Here is a 15,641-nt window from a genome sequence, read left to right as displayed (position 1 = left end):
TTATATCCAGATATTATCTATTAGTCTAGTTTTGCCAACGTAAGCTGCTACTAAAATGATGGTGTTATTTTTTTCTATTTTGGAAATTTCATTTAAATTTCTATCCGTAATAGCGACATAATCAACCTTTAGTGGCTCTAGCACTTCAAGCATCTTTGTTTTGATCTCGCTTGCGTCCTCTTCGCCGTTTTGGATCAAATTTTGTGCTTTATTTAGCGATCTTGAAAGCCTTAGAGCATTACATTTATCTTCGTCGCAGATATAGACGTTTCTGCTTGAAAGCGCTAAGCCGTCTGGCTCTCTAACGATATCGCAAGCTACTAGCTCGATTTTTAGGAAAAATGTCTTTATCATGTTTTGCACGATGATTAGTTGTTGTGTGTCTTTTTTGCCCATGTAGACGCTATTTGCACGAGTTAGGCAAAATAGCTTGTTTAGCACTCTTAGCACGCCGTCAAAGTGTCCAGGCCTAGTTTTGCCCTCTAAGATGGCTGAAAATTTCTTTGGAGCGACGATTAGAGGTTCATCTTCAAAGTAAAGTTCACCAGCATCTGGGATAAAAATAGCGCTAGCGCCATTTTGCTCACAAACTTTAATGTCATTTTGCTCGTTTCTTGGGTATTTGTCTAGATCTTCGCCTGGTAAAAATTGAGTTGGATTAACGAATGTTGAGACGATACTTATCTCATTTTCGCTCACGCATTTTTTAATAAGGCTAACATGTCCGTCATGAAGTGCGCCCATGGTTGGCACAAAACCGATCTTTGCGCTTGTGCTAGAGACGAAATTTTCAAGTTCTTTTATAGTTCTTATGATTTGCATTTTTGACTCTTTTTGTTTGAAATTTTAACTTGGCATTTTAACAAAAAAGGATTAAAAGGGCGTAAATTTAAAAATGTAAGCAACTTTTGGCTAAAATCGCCAAAAATTTATGGAGAAAAACTTGGATAACTACGAATACAACGAGCTTTTAAAGAAGCTACAAACAAAAGTTGAAAACATAGGCTCTATCGTAAAGCCTGAAGAGATCAAGGCTAGACTAAAAGAGATCGAGGCCACCGAGCAAGATCCTGATTTTTGGCAAGATATCGCTAAAGCAGGGGCGCTAAATAAAGAAAAAACTAAAATTTCAAATATGCTTGAAAAATTTAACGACGCTAATCAGGCAGTAAGTGATGCAAAGGAGCTTTTTGAGCTAGCAAATTCTGAAAATGACGAAGAGACTATAAATTCTCTTTTTGATGACGCTAAAAATTTAGATGAAAAGATAGTAAATCTTGAAATTTCTATGCTTTTAAGTGGCGAAGATGATGGCAAAAACGCGATCGTATCGATCCATCCTGGAGCTGGTGGCACTGAGAGTAATGACTGGGCGAGTATGCTTTATAGGATGTATCTTAGATTTTGTGAGCGTGAGGGCTTTAAGGTCGAGACCCTTGACTTTCAAGAGGGCGAAGAGGCTGGACTAAAGGACGTGAGCTTTATAGTAAAAGGTGAAAACGCTTATGGCTACTTCAAAGCAGAAAATGGCATCCACAGGCTCGTTCGCACAAGTCCATTTGATAGTGCAGGGCGCCGTCATACGAGCTTTTCAAGTGTCATGGTAAGCCCTGAAATAGATGATGACATAGAGATCGAGATCGAAGAGAAAGATCTAAAGATAGACACTTATAGAGCCAGTGGTGCAGGCGGTCAGCACGTAAATAAAACTGAATCAGCCATCCGCATCACGCATATACCAACTGGCATCGTCGTGCAGTGCCAAAACGACCGCAGTCAGCACAAAAACAGAGCTACAGCGATGAAAATGCTAAAGTCTCGTCTTTACGAGCTTGAGCTGATGAAACAACAAGAAGCTAGTAACAGCGTAGAAAAAAGCGAAATCGGCTGGGGTCATCAGATAAGATCATACGTACTTTTCCCGTATCAGCAGGTAAAAGATAACCGCAGTGGCGAGGCATACTCACAAACTGACGCGATACTTGATGGGGATATCAAAAAGATGATAGAAGGCGTTTTGATCGCTCAAAAGGCTGAGGCGTAATAAATTTATAAAAAGAGATGAGAGCTAAAATTTCATCTCTTTTAGCTTTGTGCAAGCTTCTTCTTTACCTTTAAAGCAAGCTTCATCAAGATAAATTCTCGCTTTTTTATAGTCATTTTTGCCTAGATAGATAAGTCCTAGATCGTAGCTAGCCTCGCTTGAGCCAAGGCTTGTAGCTTTTTCATAAAAATATATCGCTTTTTCTAAATTTTTGTTTACTCCAAGGCCGTACTCATAGATATATCCGACACTTCTTAGGCCGTCTATGTTGCCGTATCTGCCAGCTGTTTCAAACCAAAAAAGTGCTCTTAAAATATCTTTGCTAAAGCCTTTGCCGTCACGAAAACATGCGCCAGTTTGTTGCATAGCTAGGACATTGCCGTCTTTTGCGTAATCATAAAATCTCTTGCAAGCTTTTGGATAGTTGCCTTCATTGTATAGATAGATGGCGTCTGCGATCTGCTCGACTTCAGGATCAAGTGGTGGCTGGCTAAGGCCAAAATTTTGTGAAATTTGATCTAACGAACATCCCCAAAATAGCAAAATACTAAACACAAAAATGATAAATTTTTTCATATTTGTCCTTAAAAATTTAGGCGATTTTATCCAATTTTATCTTATAATGCCCACAAATTTTAAGCAAAAGGAACGATATGGATCATAATGCACTTTTAATCCAGCTTGGCTATAACGTCAATGAAACGACCACTGCTCAAATGTGTAGAATTTTAAACAATACTGATGGTCTTTTGCCAAAGAGCATAATTGAACTAAACGATCATTTAAAGCCGCACCTTTGTTTTGTGGCGATGAGTGGAAGTGAAGATAGACTAAAGATAAAAAATGTAGCTATCGTTAATGAAATAAAAGAGCGAGTTGATGAGATTATAAAAAACTGGGCTAATAAATATAAAATGGAGCTAAAAAAGATAAATGAAACAACTTACTATATAATGGGAAAGATAAGGGACTGAAAATGAAATATGATATTGTAATTATTGGTTTTGGAAAAGCTGGCAAAACGCTAGCGGTTAAAGCTGCCGCACTTGGCAAAAAAGTGGCTCTTGTAGAGAGATCGCCAAAGATGTATGGAGGCACTTGCATAAATGTTGGCTGCATACCAACCAAACGTCTAATAACGGCCGCTAAAGAGGCAAAATTTGTAAATAATAGCGTTGAAAGCGAATATTACACGCTTAGTGTGGAAAATAAGAATAAGCTAATCTCAGCCTTGAATGCTAAAAACTATGCGATGCTAAATGATAAAGAAAATATCGATGTGATCGATGGTGTTGGCTCTTTTGCTAGTGAAAATAGTGTACTTGTAACAACGCCAAGCGGCGAGAAAAAGATAATAGAGGGCGATTTTATTATCATAAATAGTGGCTCAAAAGAGGCAGATGCTCCTTTTGAGGTTGTAAGCTCAAATGTATTTTCAAGCCAAACTTTGCTTGATCTAAAAAATTTACCAAAGCATTTTGTCATTATCGGTAGTGGTTTTATCGGTATAGAGTTTGCATCAATGTTTGCAAATTTTGGCTCAAAAGTGACTATTATAGGGCGTTCAAAACTATTTAAAAACGAAGATGATGATATAGCTAATAGCGTAAAAGAAGCTCTTAGAGTCCAAGGCGTTGAAATTTTAGAGGGTTGCGAGATAGAGTGCATTAAAGAAAATGTATTAAATTTCAAGCAAAATGGCGAGCAAAGATGCCTTAGGGCTGATGCATTTTTGATCGCACTTGGCAGAGTAGCAAATGTAGATGATTTAAATTTAAAAGCTGCTGGAGTTGAGCTAAATGAAAAAGGCTTTATAAAGACAAATGAAAATCTTCAAACAAATATGCCAAACATCTATGCGGTAGGCGACGTGCGCGGCGGAGAGCTTTTTACCTACACGAGCTTGGATGATTTTAGGATAGTTTATTCACAAATTTTTGGTGATAAAAAGAGAAATACTAAAAATAGAAGCATTCATGCAAATGTGCTGTTCACCGACACTCCACTAGCAAGAGTTGGAATGAACGCCAAAGAAGCAAGTAAATTTGGGCTAAATTTTAAAGAGCTAAAGCTTAGCATGGCAACAGTACCAGGCGCAAAAGTACTAAATCACGATGTAGGCATGCTAAAAGCTATCGTTGATGCACAAAGTGGAGAAATTTTAGGAGCTAGCTTTCACTGCATCTATGCAAATGAGCTGATAAATGAAATTGTAATTGCTATGAATTTAAAAGCAAATGCAAATTTCTTTAAAAATCAAATTTTCACTCATCCAAGTATCAGTGAAGCACTAAATGACTTATTTGGACAATTTTAAAAGGAAAAGAATGAAAAAATATTTATTGCTTTTATCGGCTTTATTTTTCACTGGCTGCTTAAACGTGATTGGTGTAGGACAAAAACAAGATGATTCGTGGCAGCAACCAAAGGATGAAAAAATAGTGCAAAATAAAGAGCAAATTTCAAGAAATGCGATCGAAATTTTAATACCAAAATGCGAAGAAGGCGATGCGGAAGCCTGCAATGATTTGGGTGTAAATTACGAGCTTTTAAAAGAATATGAAAATGCTTTAACAAATTATAAAAAGGCTTGCGATGCTAAGGTGCAAGTCGGTTGTGCAAATTTGGGCACTCTTTATGAGCTTGGACTCGGAGTCAAAAAAAATCCAAAAAAGGCAATTTCGATTTATAAAGAAAGTTGCAATGGCGGAGGCATGCAAGCTTGCTATCATTTAGGCAATGCTTATAGAAAAGGTGAGATCGTTAAGCAAGATTATTACTTAGCAATGCAAGCTTATACAAATGCATGCAATGCTGGCGATTTGCCAAGTTGTGCTAATATCGGAGCGATGTATGAGCTTGGTCTTGGTGTCAATAAAGACGAAAAAAGGGCTTATGGAATTTATAAAGTCGCTTGCTTTCGTGGGCTAAGCAAGGCATGCCCGCAGATGAAAAGACTAGGCACAAAGCTAGGAATGTAAGTGAAAAAGGTCTTAAATTTTGGTCTTATTTTGGCTATGGGCTTTATGCTTAGTGGTTGCTGGTCGTGGCAAAAGATGGTAAGCTTTGGCTTTTGGCAAAGTGATGAAGAGGCGAGGGCAGAGCGTCTTGAGCTTGAAAAAGAGAAGATGGTGCAAAACTGCGAGAGCGGAAATAGCATCGACTGCAACAATTTAGCCGTAAATTTTAGCAACGAAAAGGACTTTGTAAAAGCAAAAGGCTACTACGAAAAGGCTTGCAATGCTGGTCTTGCGACGGCTTGTTCTAATTTGGGTCAAATTTATGAGCAAGGGCTTGTTGATGAGCAAAAAGATATGGAAAAAGCCTTAAGACTATATAAACTAGCTTGTGATAGCGGTGATGGCGTTGGCTGCTATAACGAAGCAATGGGGCTAAAGTCTTACATCGAAAGCGAAAATTTAAAAACTCATAAGATAGATAGAAACAAGGCTGAGGCTAGAGTGCTAAGGCTTTTGGCTAAGAGCTGCGAGCTTGAGTATGCTCAGTCATGCTTTTTGCTTGCAAAGCTAAGCGGCGATGAAGCAAAAGCAGACGCACTTTACAAAAGAGCTTGTCAGCTTGGCAAATGCGTGGATAAAAAGTAATACTAGCAAAATACTATTCTAAAAATTCGCAATAAATCAACAAAGGCTCTTTTTTGAGTCTTTTAAAATTTGATGTTTTATTCGAGAAATTCTAAAAATGCCTTCAAATGTGTGCAAATCCGGATAACATCTTGTTTGGGGGTAGTCAGTCCTCAAGGCTCATATAGCTTACACCAGCTTCTTTACTAGCTTCTTTTATCTTGTTTGTTTCTATTGCATAAGTGTGACAGCCGCTTAAAACGATATCTGTTGCACTATCTGCTTTATATTCATCTACAAATTTTTAATAGCATCAGATATTGCGTCGTTTTTGTACATTACAGAAGAGGGGCGTCTTTAAGTAACGTTTGGCGATATTTTCTACAAGGTTACCTTGTGTACTCATATTATTTTTAAAATTTGTAGTTCCTGTACAGCTTTCAAAAGCTACTACATCCGCTTCTATACTTGCTCTTCCATATTCAGTAGCTACGATCGAGGCATATTGATAGCCTTTTTGTTCTAAAATTTCTTTTATATCGCGTACTATTTTTATGACACTAAAACTACTTGATAACAAAAATAGATCACAAAAATTATCTTGATTATCTAGTATTGCTACTTTTGTAGATGTTGAGCTTATATCAATACCGATGAAATACATAAATTTATGTCTATAAAAATATGATTTCTATAACTAAGAACTTGAGAGAAATGTTATCTGTTTGTAGCTTTTTATTAAATGAAATCTAAAATTTTACTTCAACCCAAAAACTTTTATATTAAAAGTAGTATGGATTTTATCCTTTTCGCCTTTCATGACGATAGGAAATTCGGTCTTTACGATACTGTCATAGCTGCTAAGCGCATCTAAAAAGTCATAAAATTTTTGCGGTGTCCTTAGAGAGCTAGTTACATTTAGGCGAAATCTAAAAAATTTCTCACTAGCGTTATTATCACTTTCTTCTATTTTACTAAGGCTTACTTCACTGAAAAATTTAGAGGCAAATTCTATAAATTTATCTTTATCAAATTTAGTATCAAAAGCTGAAATGATAGCCCCATCTTTTTGTTTGGTTGCTTCAAGAGCTTTAAATTTGGCTTCAAATTCATTTTTTACTTTTGTATAAGATGAGGTTTGTGAATAATTTTGTCTAGTTAGGCTTTTAAATTCTTTTATATTAGGCACGATAAAACCAAATATCATAATGAAGCAAACTACAATAAAAGCAAATATAAAAAGTAAAAGCTTAATGGGATCTATTTTTTCTAAGCTCGTATCTTTTTTACTCATTATATCCCTCAGAATTATCAATTTTATTTGTGCTTATAAAGCCATACCAGCCGTTTTTGCTTTGATAAAAGCTAGTATTTGAAGTCGTAAAAATAGATCTTAAAGGTGAAGCTAGAAGCTGATTAAATACATCTTTTGTCGGCGTTATACCACGAATGATAAGTGAGTTTTTATCCATAAAAACCTCTTCAAGCGTTATGCTGTCAGGCACTAGATCAAAAAGATTGTGCAAGCTTTGCTTGAGAATAGAATTTGACGTGAAGATATCATTTGCAGATTCTATTTGTACGGCCAGTTTAGCTGAAATTTCATCTGTTGTGACTATTTTTTGACTAAGCTCTTTTTGCTCATTTGATAAAAAAATTATATTTTTTTCAATTGAATAATTTTTATAGAGTATAAAGAAATTTGTTGCCAAAAGAGCTACAAAAACAAAGCCTATAAGGCTTAGCCAAATTTTGCTAAAGATAGATATAAGTGGTCTTGGCTCTGGGGCAATAAAGCTAAATCTCATAATATTATCTCTTCTTGCATGATTTCATTCATAATATGATTTGTATTCACTGGATACACAGAAGTCTCCACTAGAAGCTCAGATTGCAGATATTGTAAAAAAGTTGCACTTGTTTTTGTATTTTCAAAAACAATGATTTGCTCAATAAAATCACCACCGTAGAGAGGATTTTCGTAAAATTCTTTTACAGCCTTTACGATGTAATCAAACATCTTCATGTCATACCCAAAAATAGCAACCGATTTTTCTACATTTGTAGAAGCTGGCATGTTTAGTTCATAATTTAGGTCTTCAAATTCTTTTGGTTTATCATCACTTAAAAAATCGTCTAAACTTTTAAAATCATCAAGCGACGTTGCGTCATTTTCTTCTTTAATGATTAAGTTATCAATATCTGTTATATCTTCTTCTTTTAGGCTTTCAGCTTCCTGATTAGTTTCCTCAATACCAGCCATATTTAAAAAAGTGGATAACTTCATTTGTTTATCTTTAAAGATCGCAAGTGTAAACGAATGTGCATGGATATAAAGATAAAGTGTAGTTTTTGGAGAAATTCCGCGTTTTAAAAGCTCGTGAAAGAGTAGGGCAATAGGTGAGTAGATGAGATCTACACTATCTTGTCCAAATAAATTTTTATATTTTTTTATAGCATTTAAATTTGCATAAATACTCCAGCTATCCTGCATGATAAGGCTTGTAAGATTTTTAGTATTTATATTAAATTTTTTGTATTCGTCAAAGCTAACACTAGGAAGTGCGCCTTGCGAGTCGTCATTAAAAAAAACTGAAACATACACACCAAAATATGTTTTTTCTTGCTCTTCTATATATTTTATGATTTTTTCATCGACACTATCGATGCTTATATCTGTAAATTTAGCATTTATGGTTTTTAAAAGTTTGCCATTTCTAAAGACCTGACCGAAGAATATGCACTCATTGCCCTCCAACACGACGCTTAAAAAAAGGTTAGAAAAAAGCTTTTTGACTCTAAAAGACATAAATCTCCTAAATTTAGTGCATAATTTTCGTTATGGTAGCTAAAAAGGGATTAAATAAGTTTAAAACAGCTCGTTTTTAAGTTTAACGAAAATTTCTTTTGTGTTTAAAGCTTCATTTTTTAGCTCACTATCAAGTAGGGCCGAGTTTTTAAGGTCGTCAAAATCCTCTATCATCACATCGCACATCATCTTAATGCGTTCGCTATCAGCCTTGCTAACGCTACTTTGACTCATTTTTTTGATACGCTCAAGATACTCTTTGCCATTTTTTATGTATGAGCTAAATTTCATAGCAGCCTTGCTTTGGTTTAGTACGGTATTTGCCATTTTGTTATAAATATCTATATCAAGTGCTTTTTGGCTTAAATTTAGAGCCTTTTCGTATTCTTTGTTTTCGTATAAAAATTTTGCTTCAAGGGCGAGCTTATAGGAGTTGTCGCTGTAAAAAAATAGTCCAAATAAAATAATTAGAAAAATGGCTATAAAGATAGATAGTTTATTTTTCATAAATTTCGTCCAAAATTTCTCTTATCTCGTTGCTGATTTGCGGATTTTTATGTGCGTACTTTTTCCACCAAATTTTTAAATTTGATCTAAAATCCTCTTGGTTTTGCTCCACGCTCTTACCGCCGTCATTTTGTGAGGCTTGCCAAAGCTCGTTTTTTATCTTCTCCTTTGCCTCTTTTTGCTCCAAATTTTTCACACTAAAAGGGGCTGATAGACTAAAATTTATAGTCGAAAATGGCTTTGGAAGTATCATCTTATCCCAGCTTTTAAACTCCCAAAACGAGTTTGCTTCAAAATTTAGAGCATAAATTTCACAAGATGACTTTTGTGCGATCACCGCGGCTCCGTCTGCTACGCTGTGCCTTGGTCCGCGTGGGCCATCTGGCGTGATGATGACGTCGTGGCCTTGCTTTATCTCTCTTAGAGCTTCTATAAGTGCCCTTGCACCGCCTTTTGAGCTGCTGCCTCTAATGGTACCGATGCCAAAAAAATTGATTATTCTGGTGATTAGCTCGCCATCTTTGTGATCGCTGATTATCACCTTACCTTGTTTTCTATTTTGTCTGCTCCACCAGCGCCTATAGGCAAAGCTCATAAAGCTAAGTCTGCCGTGCCAAAAGACGACGACGCAGCCATTTTGTGGTAAAAAATTTGGAGTGTAACTCTTTTTGCAGGTTAGAAAAATGAGCCACATCAAAATGTAGATAAAAAAGACACCGACACTTAGGGCGACCTTTTCAAGGGTGTTTTTAAATTTGCAACTCGCCATACAAAACCATTCGTTTTGGGTTTGTGATCTTGATTTTTTGTGTAGTGCCAAGAAGCTCTTCGCTACCATCGACTTGAACTAAAAAGTTGTTAAAGCTTCGCCCAGCAACGCCGCCGTTTGCTCTTAGCTCTTCAAAATATACATCAAAAATTTTATCTTTTTGTGCTGCCACGATCTCGTCTAAAATTTCATTATGGCGATTTTGTAGGCGCGTGAGCCTTTCTGAAGCGGTTTTGTCATCTATTTGATTTGTAAAAGTAGCTGCCTTTGTAAGCGGACGAGGCGAATACTTAAAACTAAAAATTTGCTCAAATCTAACTTGCTCAAGCACGTCCATCGTGTCTTCAAACTCGCTATCACTCTCGCCTGGAAATGCGACAATGATATCAGTTGAGATGCTCACGTCCGGGCACATCTTTCTAAGTCTTAGCGCGCGGTCTAAAAACCACTCTTTTGTGTATCCGCGCTTCATCTCGCGCAAAACTTTGGTGTTTCCGCTTTGAAGTGGCATGTGCATAGACTTGCAAATTTTTGGGTTATTTGTGAAAATTTCAAGAAATTTATCATCCATGTGAAGTGGGTGCGGACTGGTAAATCTTATCCTCTCAACGCCATCTATCTCGCTTATCTTTACTAAAAGGTCGCTAAAATCGATATTTTCTTGCACGCCTGAAAATCTTTTGCCGTAGTTATTGACATTTTGCCCTAGTAAAAATATCTCTTTTGCACCGCTTTTTGCTGCCTTTTCTACCTCTTTTAGGATGAGGCTTGAAGGGATAGAAATTTCATCGCCTCTAGTGTGTGGGACAATGCAGTAGGTGCATTTTTTGTCGCAGCCGATCGAGATGTTGATGTGGCTTTTATATGGCGAGCCTCTAAATTCGCCAAATGCGTATTCGCTCTCGTCATGGTTGATGTCGGTTGAGATAAATTTAGGTGTATTTACCGCTTTTGTGATCTTGCTAACGTTTCTTGCACCAAGAACAAAATCAACATAAGGTGCGCGCTTAAAAATTTCGCTACCTAAATGACTTGCAGTGCAGCCGCAAACGCCTATTTTGGCACCTCTTTTTTTGGCTTTTTCAAAGGCTCCGACCTCGCTAAAGAGCTTGTGGACCGGTTTTTCACGAACCGAGCAGGTATTTATAAGGATTAAATCAGCTTCTTCGATGTTTTGTGTTAAGGAGTAGTCTTCTTTTTGTGAGAGCTCGGCTATGATATGCTCGCTGTCACGAACATTCATAGCACAGCCTAAAGTTTGGATAAAGAGTTTTTTACTCATTAAAGTATATGCACTTCATACATGTAGTCGCTATCATCAAGTCCGTATTTTACGGTTCTGTGATAAACACTTAGCCCTTTTTCTTCAAAATGCTCGACTAAGGCGATTAGTTGTTTGTGTGTGTTTTCTTTATCAAAATAGAAAATTTTCTGACCCTCTTTTTCGACAGCTGCCTCTATTTTTTCTAGTGAAATCGTTTTTGGTTTTGCGTCTAATTCAGCTCTTGCAAGTTTTAGCTCCATTTTTAATCCTTTCAAAATCTTAAATTTTAATCGGTCAATATATCCAAAACATCATAAAAAAATGATTAAATAAAAGTTAATAATAAGCTTAAAGTTATTAAAAGTATGGCTTATGTATAATTTCAAAACTTCACGAAAAATCCCCGAAATTTATCGTTACAATGGAGAAAAAATGGAAAGAATTTCAGATATCATCGAGTCAATTGCAAATGAGAAAAATTTAGAGATAGAAGATGTAAAAGAGCGCGTTATAAGAGCCTTGATAAATACTGCAAAAAGAGTTTATGGCGAAAATTATGAGTATGACGTGAGTATCGATGCAAATAAAAATTTAAAGCTTTATCAAAAAATTTCAATCGTAGCAAACGACGATGAGAGGCTTAAAGAAGACAATGAACACTTTTTAAGCTTAAAAGAGGCTAAAAAGATAGATATTGGCGTAGAGATCGGAGATGAGCTCACATACGAGCTAAGCCTTGATAACCTTGGAAGAACCGCAGCCCAAACGCTTCATAAGGAGCTTGAGTATCACATTCAGCGCCTAGTAGAAGAGAAAATTTTACAAAAATATAATGAAATGAGCGGTCACATGGTCTTTGGACCAGTTGTTAGAGTCGATAATGACGAAAACACATTTATCGAGATAGACGAACTTCGTGCTATATTGCCACGTAAAAACCGCATAAAAGGCGAGAAATTTAAAGTAGGCGACGTGGTAAAAGCAGTCATTAGAAAAGTTTTTACAGATAAAAATTTAGGTATAAAGGTCGAGCTTTCAAGGACTTCACCTAAATTTCTTGAAGCGCTGCTAACTTCAGAAGTGCCTGAGATAAAAGATGGTGGCATCATAATTCAAGGAAGTGCGAGAATTCCTGGCGAAAGAGCTAAAGTAGCGCTCATCTCAACCACTCCAAACATCGATCCAGTCGGTGCAACTGTTGGCACAAAGGGCGTTAGGATAAATGCTGTAAGTAAAGAGCTTCACGGTGAGAGTATAGACGCGATCGAATACACCACAGAGCCAGCGATCTTGGTAGCTCGCGCTATGGCACCTGCGATCATTACATCTGTAAAGATCGAGGAAAACAAGGCGATCGTGACACTTGCGAGCGAGCAAAAAAGCAAGGCTATCGGTAAAAACGGCATAAATATCCGCCTAGCAAGCATGCTAACTGGCTATGAGATCGAGCTAAATGAGCTTGGCTCAAAAACTAGCAGTAATGCAGAAAATAATGAGCCAATCAAAGATCTAAAAGCACTTTTTGGTGATAACTAATGAAATTTCAAATAAGAAAAGCGACTAGAGCTGATATAGATGTAATTTGCGAGCTTGTAAGAGAGCTTGCTAGCTATGAGAATTTGAGCGATCAAGTCACTTTTACAAATGAAATTTTTGCAGACTCTATCTTTGATAAAAACTACGCAAAAGCCCTTGTATGTGAGAGTGAGGGTAAGGTGATTGGCTATGCTATCTATTTTTACACATTTTCTACATTTTTGGGGCTTGGTGGGATCTATCTTGAGGACATTTATGTCAAAAAAGAGTTTAGAAATCAAGGCATTGGGAAATCATTTTTTAAATTCTTAGCTCAAATTTGTAAGGATGAAAATTTAAAGAGGCTTGAGTGGTGCTGCCTAAACTGGAATGAACCAAGCATTAAATTTTATGAAAGTATGGGAGTAAAAAATCAATCTCATGAGTGGAGAACCTACCGCTTAGACGGCGAAAATTTAGAAAAGCTAGTAAATTTATAGCTTATTTTTGAAATTAAAAGCTCAAATTTCCTTTTGAATTTGAGCTTTTTGAACACTAAAATTTATATGTATATCCCAAATAAAGACCCACGTTTGTCTCTTTTGTTTTTGCATTATCATATTTTGCTATAGAGCGATATTTTGTTCTATCTGCTTTTACGCCAAACTCAACTGCGTTGTTTTCATTGATAGAGTACTCAGTACCAATTCTTGCACCTAGTATCCAGCCATTTGTATTAGCTTTTTCAGAGCCGTCATGAATATCAAATACATCCATTTTGAGCTTTGAGTAGCAAGTGTAGCCGCCAAGAACTAGTTTTATGTCCTTTGTTAACTCTGGTGTATAGTCTGCGCCTACTAGAAATTTGTGGGTGCTCCATTTTATTACTGTACCATCTTCATCGCCAAGTGACTTTTTGGCTTGAAAGTCGTAAATGTAAGCTCCATAAACTCTAAAACTATCAAAGTTGTAGCCAGCTTTTAGCCCTATACCAGGTTGAGCTTTTTTGACTTTTGTTGTGTCATTGTCGCTTTTTGCTGTTAATTTTGAATTAAAAGAGTAGTCTCCTTCGAGTCCTACAAACACACCTTGTGCTAAAGCAGTGGCACTAGCTAGGCTTAAGCCTAAAGCAACTTTTAAAACTACATTTTTCATTTTTACTCCTTATTTAAAAAATGTTTGGCTGGTATTTTAAATTTTATTGGATTAAGTAAAGTTTAAATATTCAATTAAATATATAAAAAATATAAAATAATTCAATTGTTTTCTTATCAGAATAAAATTTATAAAATCACTCGAAAAAAGGAGTGTGAAGTGGCAAAAATGACAAAACGTGATATGGCTTATCATTTAGATGTCGATGTTGCTACACTTTACAATTGGCGAAAACATAAACCAAATCTTTATCGTATCGTGATGCTTGGATTTAAATTTGATGAGCTTATTGAGCAAAGCAAAAAGACTTGCAATGAACTTTGCGAATATGAAAATTTAATCAATCAAGACATAGAAAAATTTAGTAAATAATCGTTTAAAAATCGTAATCTCTTTTATAATTGTAAATAGTAGAAAATTTAAAATTTCTCACATATTTTTGGCTAGAAAAGCTGGAGTTGTCTATTTTAAGTGAAGAAATTTGAGCTCAAAGCAACTGCTTCAAGCTCATTAAATTTACTCGTTTAAGATAGAGAGAAGCTCTTTATTATCTTTTGTTTTTAACATTTTCGCATACAAGAATTTAAGTGCTTCGACATCGTCCATTGTAGCGATCGCAGAGCGGATAGCCCAAATTTTTTGAAGCTCGTCAGGTTTTTGAAGTAGCTCTTCTTTTCTTGTGCCTGATTTTAGTACATTGATAGCTGGGTAAATTCTGCGGTCTGAGATGTTGCGATCAAGCACGATCTCGCTGTTTCCAGTGCCTTTAAACTCTTCAAATATCACTTCATCCATGCGTGAGCCAGTGTCTATTAGTGCAGTTGCGATGATGGTTAGTGAGCCGCCGTGTTCGATATTTCTAGCTGCACCAAAGAAGCGTTTTGGCTTGTGAAGTGCGTTTGCATCCACGCCACCAGTTAGTACCTTGCCGCTTGGTGGGGTCACTGTGTTATAGGCGCGTGCTAGACGGGTTATGCTATCAAGTAAGATGATGACGTCTTTGCCCATCTCAACTAGACGTTTTGCCTTTTCGATGACAAGCTCTGCCACTCGGACGTGATTAAGCGCTGGCAGGTCAAATGTCGAGCTAAAAACTTCACCTTTTACGCAGCGCTGCATATCGGTAACTTCTTCTGGTCTTTCATCGACTAGAAGCACCATTAGCTGGGCTTCTGGGTGATTTTTAGCGATGCCGTGAGCTAGCTCTTTCATAAGCTCAGTTTTACCGCTTCTTGGAGGTGCGACGATTAGACCACGCTGACCCTTGCCAATAGGCGTGAAAAGATCAAGCACACGGCCAGTTAGCTTCATCGGATCGTACTCTAAATTTAGCTTTTCAGTTGGAAAAAGTGGAGTTAGGTTGTCAAAGAGTGGCCTCTCTTTTGCGTCTGCTAGAGGCATATAATTTACCGCTTCGATCTTTAAAAGGGCGTAGTATTTTTCTTGATCTTTTGGCTCTCTTACTTGGCCGGTGATGATGTCTCCCACACGAAGTGCAAATTTACGGATCTGTGAGTTTGAAACGTAGGCGTCGTTTGAGCTGTCGCTTAAATTTGCATCAACGGCTCTTAAAAAGCCGTAGCCCTCGTTTGTGATCTCTAAAATTCCAGTAAATAGTATAAAGCCGCCTTGTTTTGTCTGGGTTTTTAGTATCTCAAATATCAAATCCTGCCTACGAAATTCGCGTGGATTTTCGACACCGACGCTATTTGCGATCTGTACTAGCTCATCTAAGCTAAGCGTTCTTAGTTCTTCGATCTTGTGTCCGTCTACTGGTATGTGCGTTCTTGATGCTTGATGTTTTTTTGTAGTTTTTGTGTTTTGAGCAGCACTTTGCTCGGTTTGGTTATTTTCCATATTTCCTCTTTAAATGCGGGGATAATTTTGCAGAATTTCTAAGTTTCAAAAAGAAGTTTTTGAAAGTTTTGGCATTTTATAAAAATAAAACTTTGTTGTCAAGAAATGGCATAAAATAAAAGTTTTGCTCAAAAATG

General features: G+C 36.7%; 21 protein-coding genes. 8 read left to right on the top strand and 13 right to left on the bottom strand.

Annotation, left to right across the window (positions count from 1 at the left end; genetic code table 11):
• The gene (gene panC, locus F3G75_RS01155) at positions 1-822 is read right to left on the bottom strand and encodes a pantoate--beta-alanine ligase (protein WP_149716252.1); all 822 of its coding nucleotides are present in this window, start codon (positions 820-822) and stop codon (positions 1-3) included.
• 121 nt (positions 823-943) lie between these two features.
• Between panC and prfB the strand changes: the two genes are divergently transcribed.
• Positions 944-2,044 (top strand): peptide chain release factor 2, encoded by a 1,101-nt coding sequence (gene prfB / locus F3G75_RS01150; RefSeq protein ID WP_149716251.1) that lies wholly within the window; start codon positions 944-946, stop codon positions 2,042-2,044.
• 24 nt (positions 2,045-2,068) lie between these two features.
• On the opposite strand, the gene F3G75_RS01145 is transcribed toward prfB, so the two are convergent.
• Entirely contained in the window at positions 2,069-2,620 is a 552-nt protein-coding gene (locus tag F3G75_RS01145) for a tetratricopeptide repeat protein (RefSeq protein WP_149716250.1), read from the bottom strand.
• A 77-nt stretch (positions 2,621-2,697) separates the two neighbouring features.
• Between F3G75_RS01145 and F3G75_RS01135 the strand changes: the two genes are divergently transcribed.
• From F3G75_RS01135 to F3G75_RS01120, 4 genes are read left to right on the top strand one after another with little or no spacing between them, the layout of a single operon-like run.
• Entirely contained in the window at positions 2,698-3,018 is a 321-nt protein-coding gene (locus tag F3G75_RS01135) for a type II secretion system protein (RefSeq protein ID WP_149716249.1), read from the top strand.
• Positions 3,019-3,020: 2 nt separating this feature from the next.
• A complete protein-coding gene (locus F3G75_RS01130) occupies positions 3,021-4,361 on the top strand; it encodes a dihydrolipoyl dehydrogenase family protein (RefSeq protein WP_149716248.1) in 1,341 nt (446 codons plus the stop codon).
• 10 nt (positions 4,362-4,371) lie between these two features.
• The gene (locus F3G75_RS01125) at positions 4,372-5,025 is read left to right on the top strand and encodes a tetratricopeptide repeat protein (RefSeq protein ID WP_103600093.1); all 654 of its coding nucleotides are present in this window, start codon (positions 4,372-4,374) and stop codon (positions 5,023-5,025) included.
• Positions 5,026-5,649: a tetratricopeptide repeat protein gene (locus F3G75_RS01120; RefSeq protein ID WP_149716247.1), complete on the top strand. Its 624-nt coding sequence runs from the start codon at positions 5,026-5,028 to the stop codon at positions 5,647-5,649.
• Positions 5,650-5,794: 145 nt separating this feature from the next.
• On the opposite strand, the gene F3G75_RS09555 is transcribed toward F3G75_RS01120, so the two are convergent.
• From F3G75_RS09555 to F3G75_RS01080, 9 genes are all read right to left on the bottom strand, one after another.
• A complete protein-coding gene (locus F3G75_RS09555; protein ID WP_410470366.1) occupies positions 5,795-5,893 on the bottom strand; it encodes a hypothetical protein in 99 nt (32 codons plus the stop codon).
• Between the two features lie 48 nt (positions 5,894-5,941).
• Complete coding sequence (locus F3G75_RS09240; protein WP_188115369.1) at positions 5,942-6,292, bottom strand: hypothetical protein; 351 nt, start codon at positions 6,290-6,292, stop codon at positions 5,942-5,944.
• A 93-nt stretch (positions 6,293-6,385) separates the two neighbouring features.
• Positions 6,386-6,922, bottom strand: coding sequence for a hypothetical protein (locus F3G75_RS01110; RefSeq protein WP_149716246.1), 537 nt, complete (start codon positions 6,920-6,922; stop codon positions 6,386-6,388).
• The gene (locus tag F3G75_RS01105) at positions 6,915-7,436 is read right to left on the bottom strand and encodes a PilN family protein (RefSeq protein ID WP_103577260.1); all 522 of its coding nucleotides are present in this window, start codon (positions 7,434-7,436) and stop codon (positions 6,915-6,917) included. Before F3G75_RS01105 ends, F3G75_RS01110 begins: the two co-directional genes overlap by 8 nt.
• Positions 7,433-8,437 carry a DUF8341 domain-containing protein gene (locus F3G75_RS01100; protein ID WP_149716245.1) on the bottom strand — a complete coding sequence of 335 codons (1,005 nt, stop codon included), beginning with the start codon at positions 8,435-8,437 and terminating at the stop codon, positions 7,433-7,435. Before F3G75_RS01100 ends, F3G75_RS01105 begins: the two co-directional genes overlap by 4 nt.
• Positions 8,438-8,497: 60 nt before the next feature.
• Positions 8,498-8,944 carry a hypothetical protein gene (locus tag F3G75_RS01095; protein WP_149716244.1) on the bottom strand — a complete coding sequence of 149 codons (447 nt, stop codon included), beginning with the start codon at positions 8,942-8,944 and terminating at the stop codon, positions 8,498-8,500.
• Positions 8,934-9,713 (bottom strand): lysophospholipid acyltransferase family protein, encoded by a 780-nt coding sequence (locus F3G75_RS01090; RefSeq protein ID WP_149716243.1) that lies wholly within the window; start codon positions 9,711-9,713, stop codon positions 8,934-8,936. The genes F3G75_RS01095 and F3G75_RS01090 overlap by 11 nt, the downstream gene beginning before the upstream one ends.
• On the bottom strand, positions 9,694-10,995 hold the full coding sequence (gene miaB, locus F3G75_RS01085; protein ID WP_103649304.1) for a tRNA (N6-isopentenyl adenosine(37)-C2)-methylthiotransferase MiaB: 1,302 nt from the start codon (positions 10,993-10,995) through the stop codon (positions 9,694-9,696). Before miaB ends, F3G75_RS01090 begins: the two co-directional genes overlap by 20 nt.
• Complete coding sequence (locus F3G75_RS01080; protein ID WP_002941786.1) at positions 10,995-11,237, bottom strand: HP0268 family nuclease; 243 nt, start codon at positions 11,235-11,237, stop codon at positions 10,995-10,997. Before F3G75_RS01080 ends, miaB begins: the two co-directional genes overlap by 1 nt.
• A gap of 172 nt (positions 11,238-11,409) precedes the next feature.
• Here F3G75_RS01080 and nusA point away from each other — a divergent pair, with 172 nt between their 5' ends.
• Complete coding sequence (gene nusA / locus F3G75_RS01075; protein ID WP_149716242.1) at positions 11,410-12,513, top strand: transcription termination factor NusA; 1,104 nt, start codon at positions 11,410-11,412, stop codon at positions 12,511-12,513.
• Positions 12,513-12,992, top strand: coding sequence for a GNAT family N-acetyltransferase (locus tag F3G75_RS01070; RefSeq protein WP_149716241.1), 480 nt, complete (start codon positions 12,513-12,515; stop codon positions 12,990-12,992). Before nusA ends, F3G75_RS01070 begins: the two co-directional genes overlap by 1 nt.
• A gap of 55 nt (positions 12,993-13,047) precedes the next feature.
• Here F3G75_RS01070 and F3G75_RS01065 read toward each other — a convergent pair whose 3' ends face one another.
• A complete protein-coding gene (locus F3G75_RS01065; RefSeq protein WP_149716240.1) occupies positions 13,048-13,647 on the bottom strand; it encodes an outer membrane beta-barrel protein in 600 nt (199 codons plus the stop codon).
• 159 nt (positions 13,648-13,806) lie between these two features.
• On the opposite strand from F3G75_RS01065, the gene F3G75_RS01060 reads away from it, so the two are divergent.
• Entirely contained in the window at positions 13,807-14,019 is a 213-nt protein-coding gene (locus tag F3G75_RS01060; RefSeq protein WP_002941953.1) for a transcriptional regulator, read from the top strand.
• Positions 14,020-14,163: 144 nt separating this feature from the next.
• Here F3G75_RS01060 and rho read toward each other — a convergent pair whose 3' ends face one another.
• A complete protein-coding gene (rho, locus tag F3G75_RS01055) occupies positions 14,164-15,504 on the bottom strand; it encodes a transcription termination factor Rho (RefSeq protein WP_021090510.1) in 1,341 nt (446 codons plus the stop codon).
• Positions 15,505-15,641: the final 137 nt, after the last annotated feature.

The sequence above is a fragment of the Campylobacter concisus genome (genome assembly GCF_902460705.1).
Lineage (GTDB): Bacteria > Campylobacterota > Campylobacteria > Campylobacterales > Campylobacteraceae > Campylobacter_A > Campylobacter_A concisus_Z.
Note: the sequence above shows the minus strand (reverse complement) of the source record. Positions and strands in the feature narration are given on the sequence as shown.

Coding starts and splice junctions, on each gene's coding strand:
- rho (WP_021090510.1), bottom strand. CDS start 15,504: ATGGAAAATAACCAAACCGAGCAAAGTGCTGCTCAAAACACAAAAACT.
- F3G75_RS01135 (WP_149716249.1), top strand. CDS start 2,698: ATGGATCATAATGCACTTTTAATCCAGCTTGGCTATAACGTCAATGAA.
- F3G75_RS01105 (WP_103577260.1), bottom strand. CDS start 7,436: ATGAGATTTAGCTTTATTGCCCCAGAGCCAAGACCACTTATATCTATC.
- F3G75_RS01110 (WP_149716246.1), bottom strand. CDS start 6,922: ATGAGTAAAAAAGATACGAGCTTAGAAAAAATAGATCCCATTAAGCTT.
- F3G75_RS01090 (WP_149716243.1), bottom strand. CDS start 9,713: ATGGCGAGTTGCAAATTTAAAAACACCCTTGAAAAGGTCGCCCTAAGT.
- F3G75_RS01125 (WP_103600093.1), top strand. CDS start 4,372: ATGAAAAAATATTTATTGCTTTTATCGGCTTTATTTTTCACTGGCTGC.
- panC (WP_149716252.1), bottom strand. CDS start 822: ATGCAAATCATAAGAACTATAAAAGAACTTGAAAATTTCGTCTCTAGC.
- F3G75_RS01100 (WP_149716245.1), bottom strand. CDS start 8,437: ATGTCTTTTAGAGTCAAAAAGCTTTTTTCTAACCTTTTTTTAAGCGTC.
- F3G75_RS01130 (WP_149716248.1), top strand. CDS start 3,021: ATGAAATATGATATTGTAATTATTGGTTTTGGAAAAGCTGGCAAAACG.
- nusA (WP_149716242.1), top strand. CDS start 11,410: ATGGAAAGAATTTCAGATATCATCGAGTCAATTGCAAATGAGAAAAAT.
- F3G75_RS09240 (WP_188115369.1), bottom strand. CDS start 6,292: ATGTATTTCATCGGTATTGATATAAGCTCAACATCTACAAAAGTAGCA.
- F3G75_RS01080 (WP_002941786.1), bottom strand. CDS start 11,237: ATGGAGCTAAAACTTGCAAGAGCTGAATTAGACGCAAAACCAAAAACG.
- F3G75_RS01095 (WP_149716244.1), bottom strand. CDS start 8,944: ATGAAAAATAAACTATCTATCTTTATAGCCATTTTTCTAATTATTTTA.
- F3G75_RS01065 (WP_149716240.1), bottom strand. CDS start 13,647: ATGAAAAATGTAGTTTTAAAAGTTGCTTTAGGCTTAAGCCTAGCTAGT.
- miaB (WP_103649304.1), bottom strand. CDS start 10,995: ATGAGTAAAAAACTCTTTATCCAAACTTTAGGCTGTGCTATGAATGTT.
- F3G75_RS01070 (WP_149716241.1), top strand. CDS start 12,513: ATGAAATTTCAAATAAGAAAAGCGACTAGAGCTGATATAGATGTAATT.
- F3G75_RS01145 (WP_149716250.1), bottom strand. CDS start 2,620: ATGAAAAAATTTATCATTTTTGTGTTTAGTATTTTGCTATTTTGGGGA.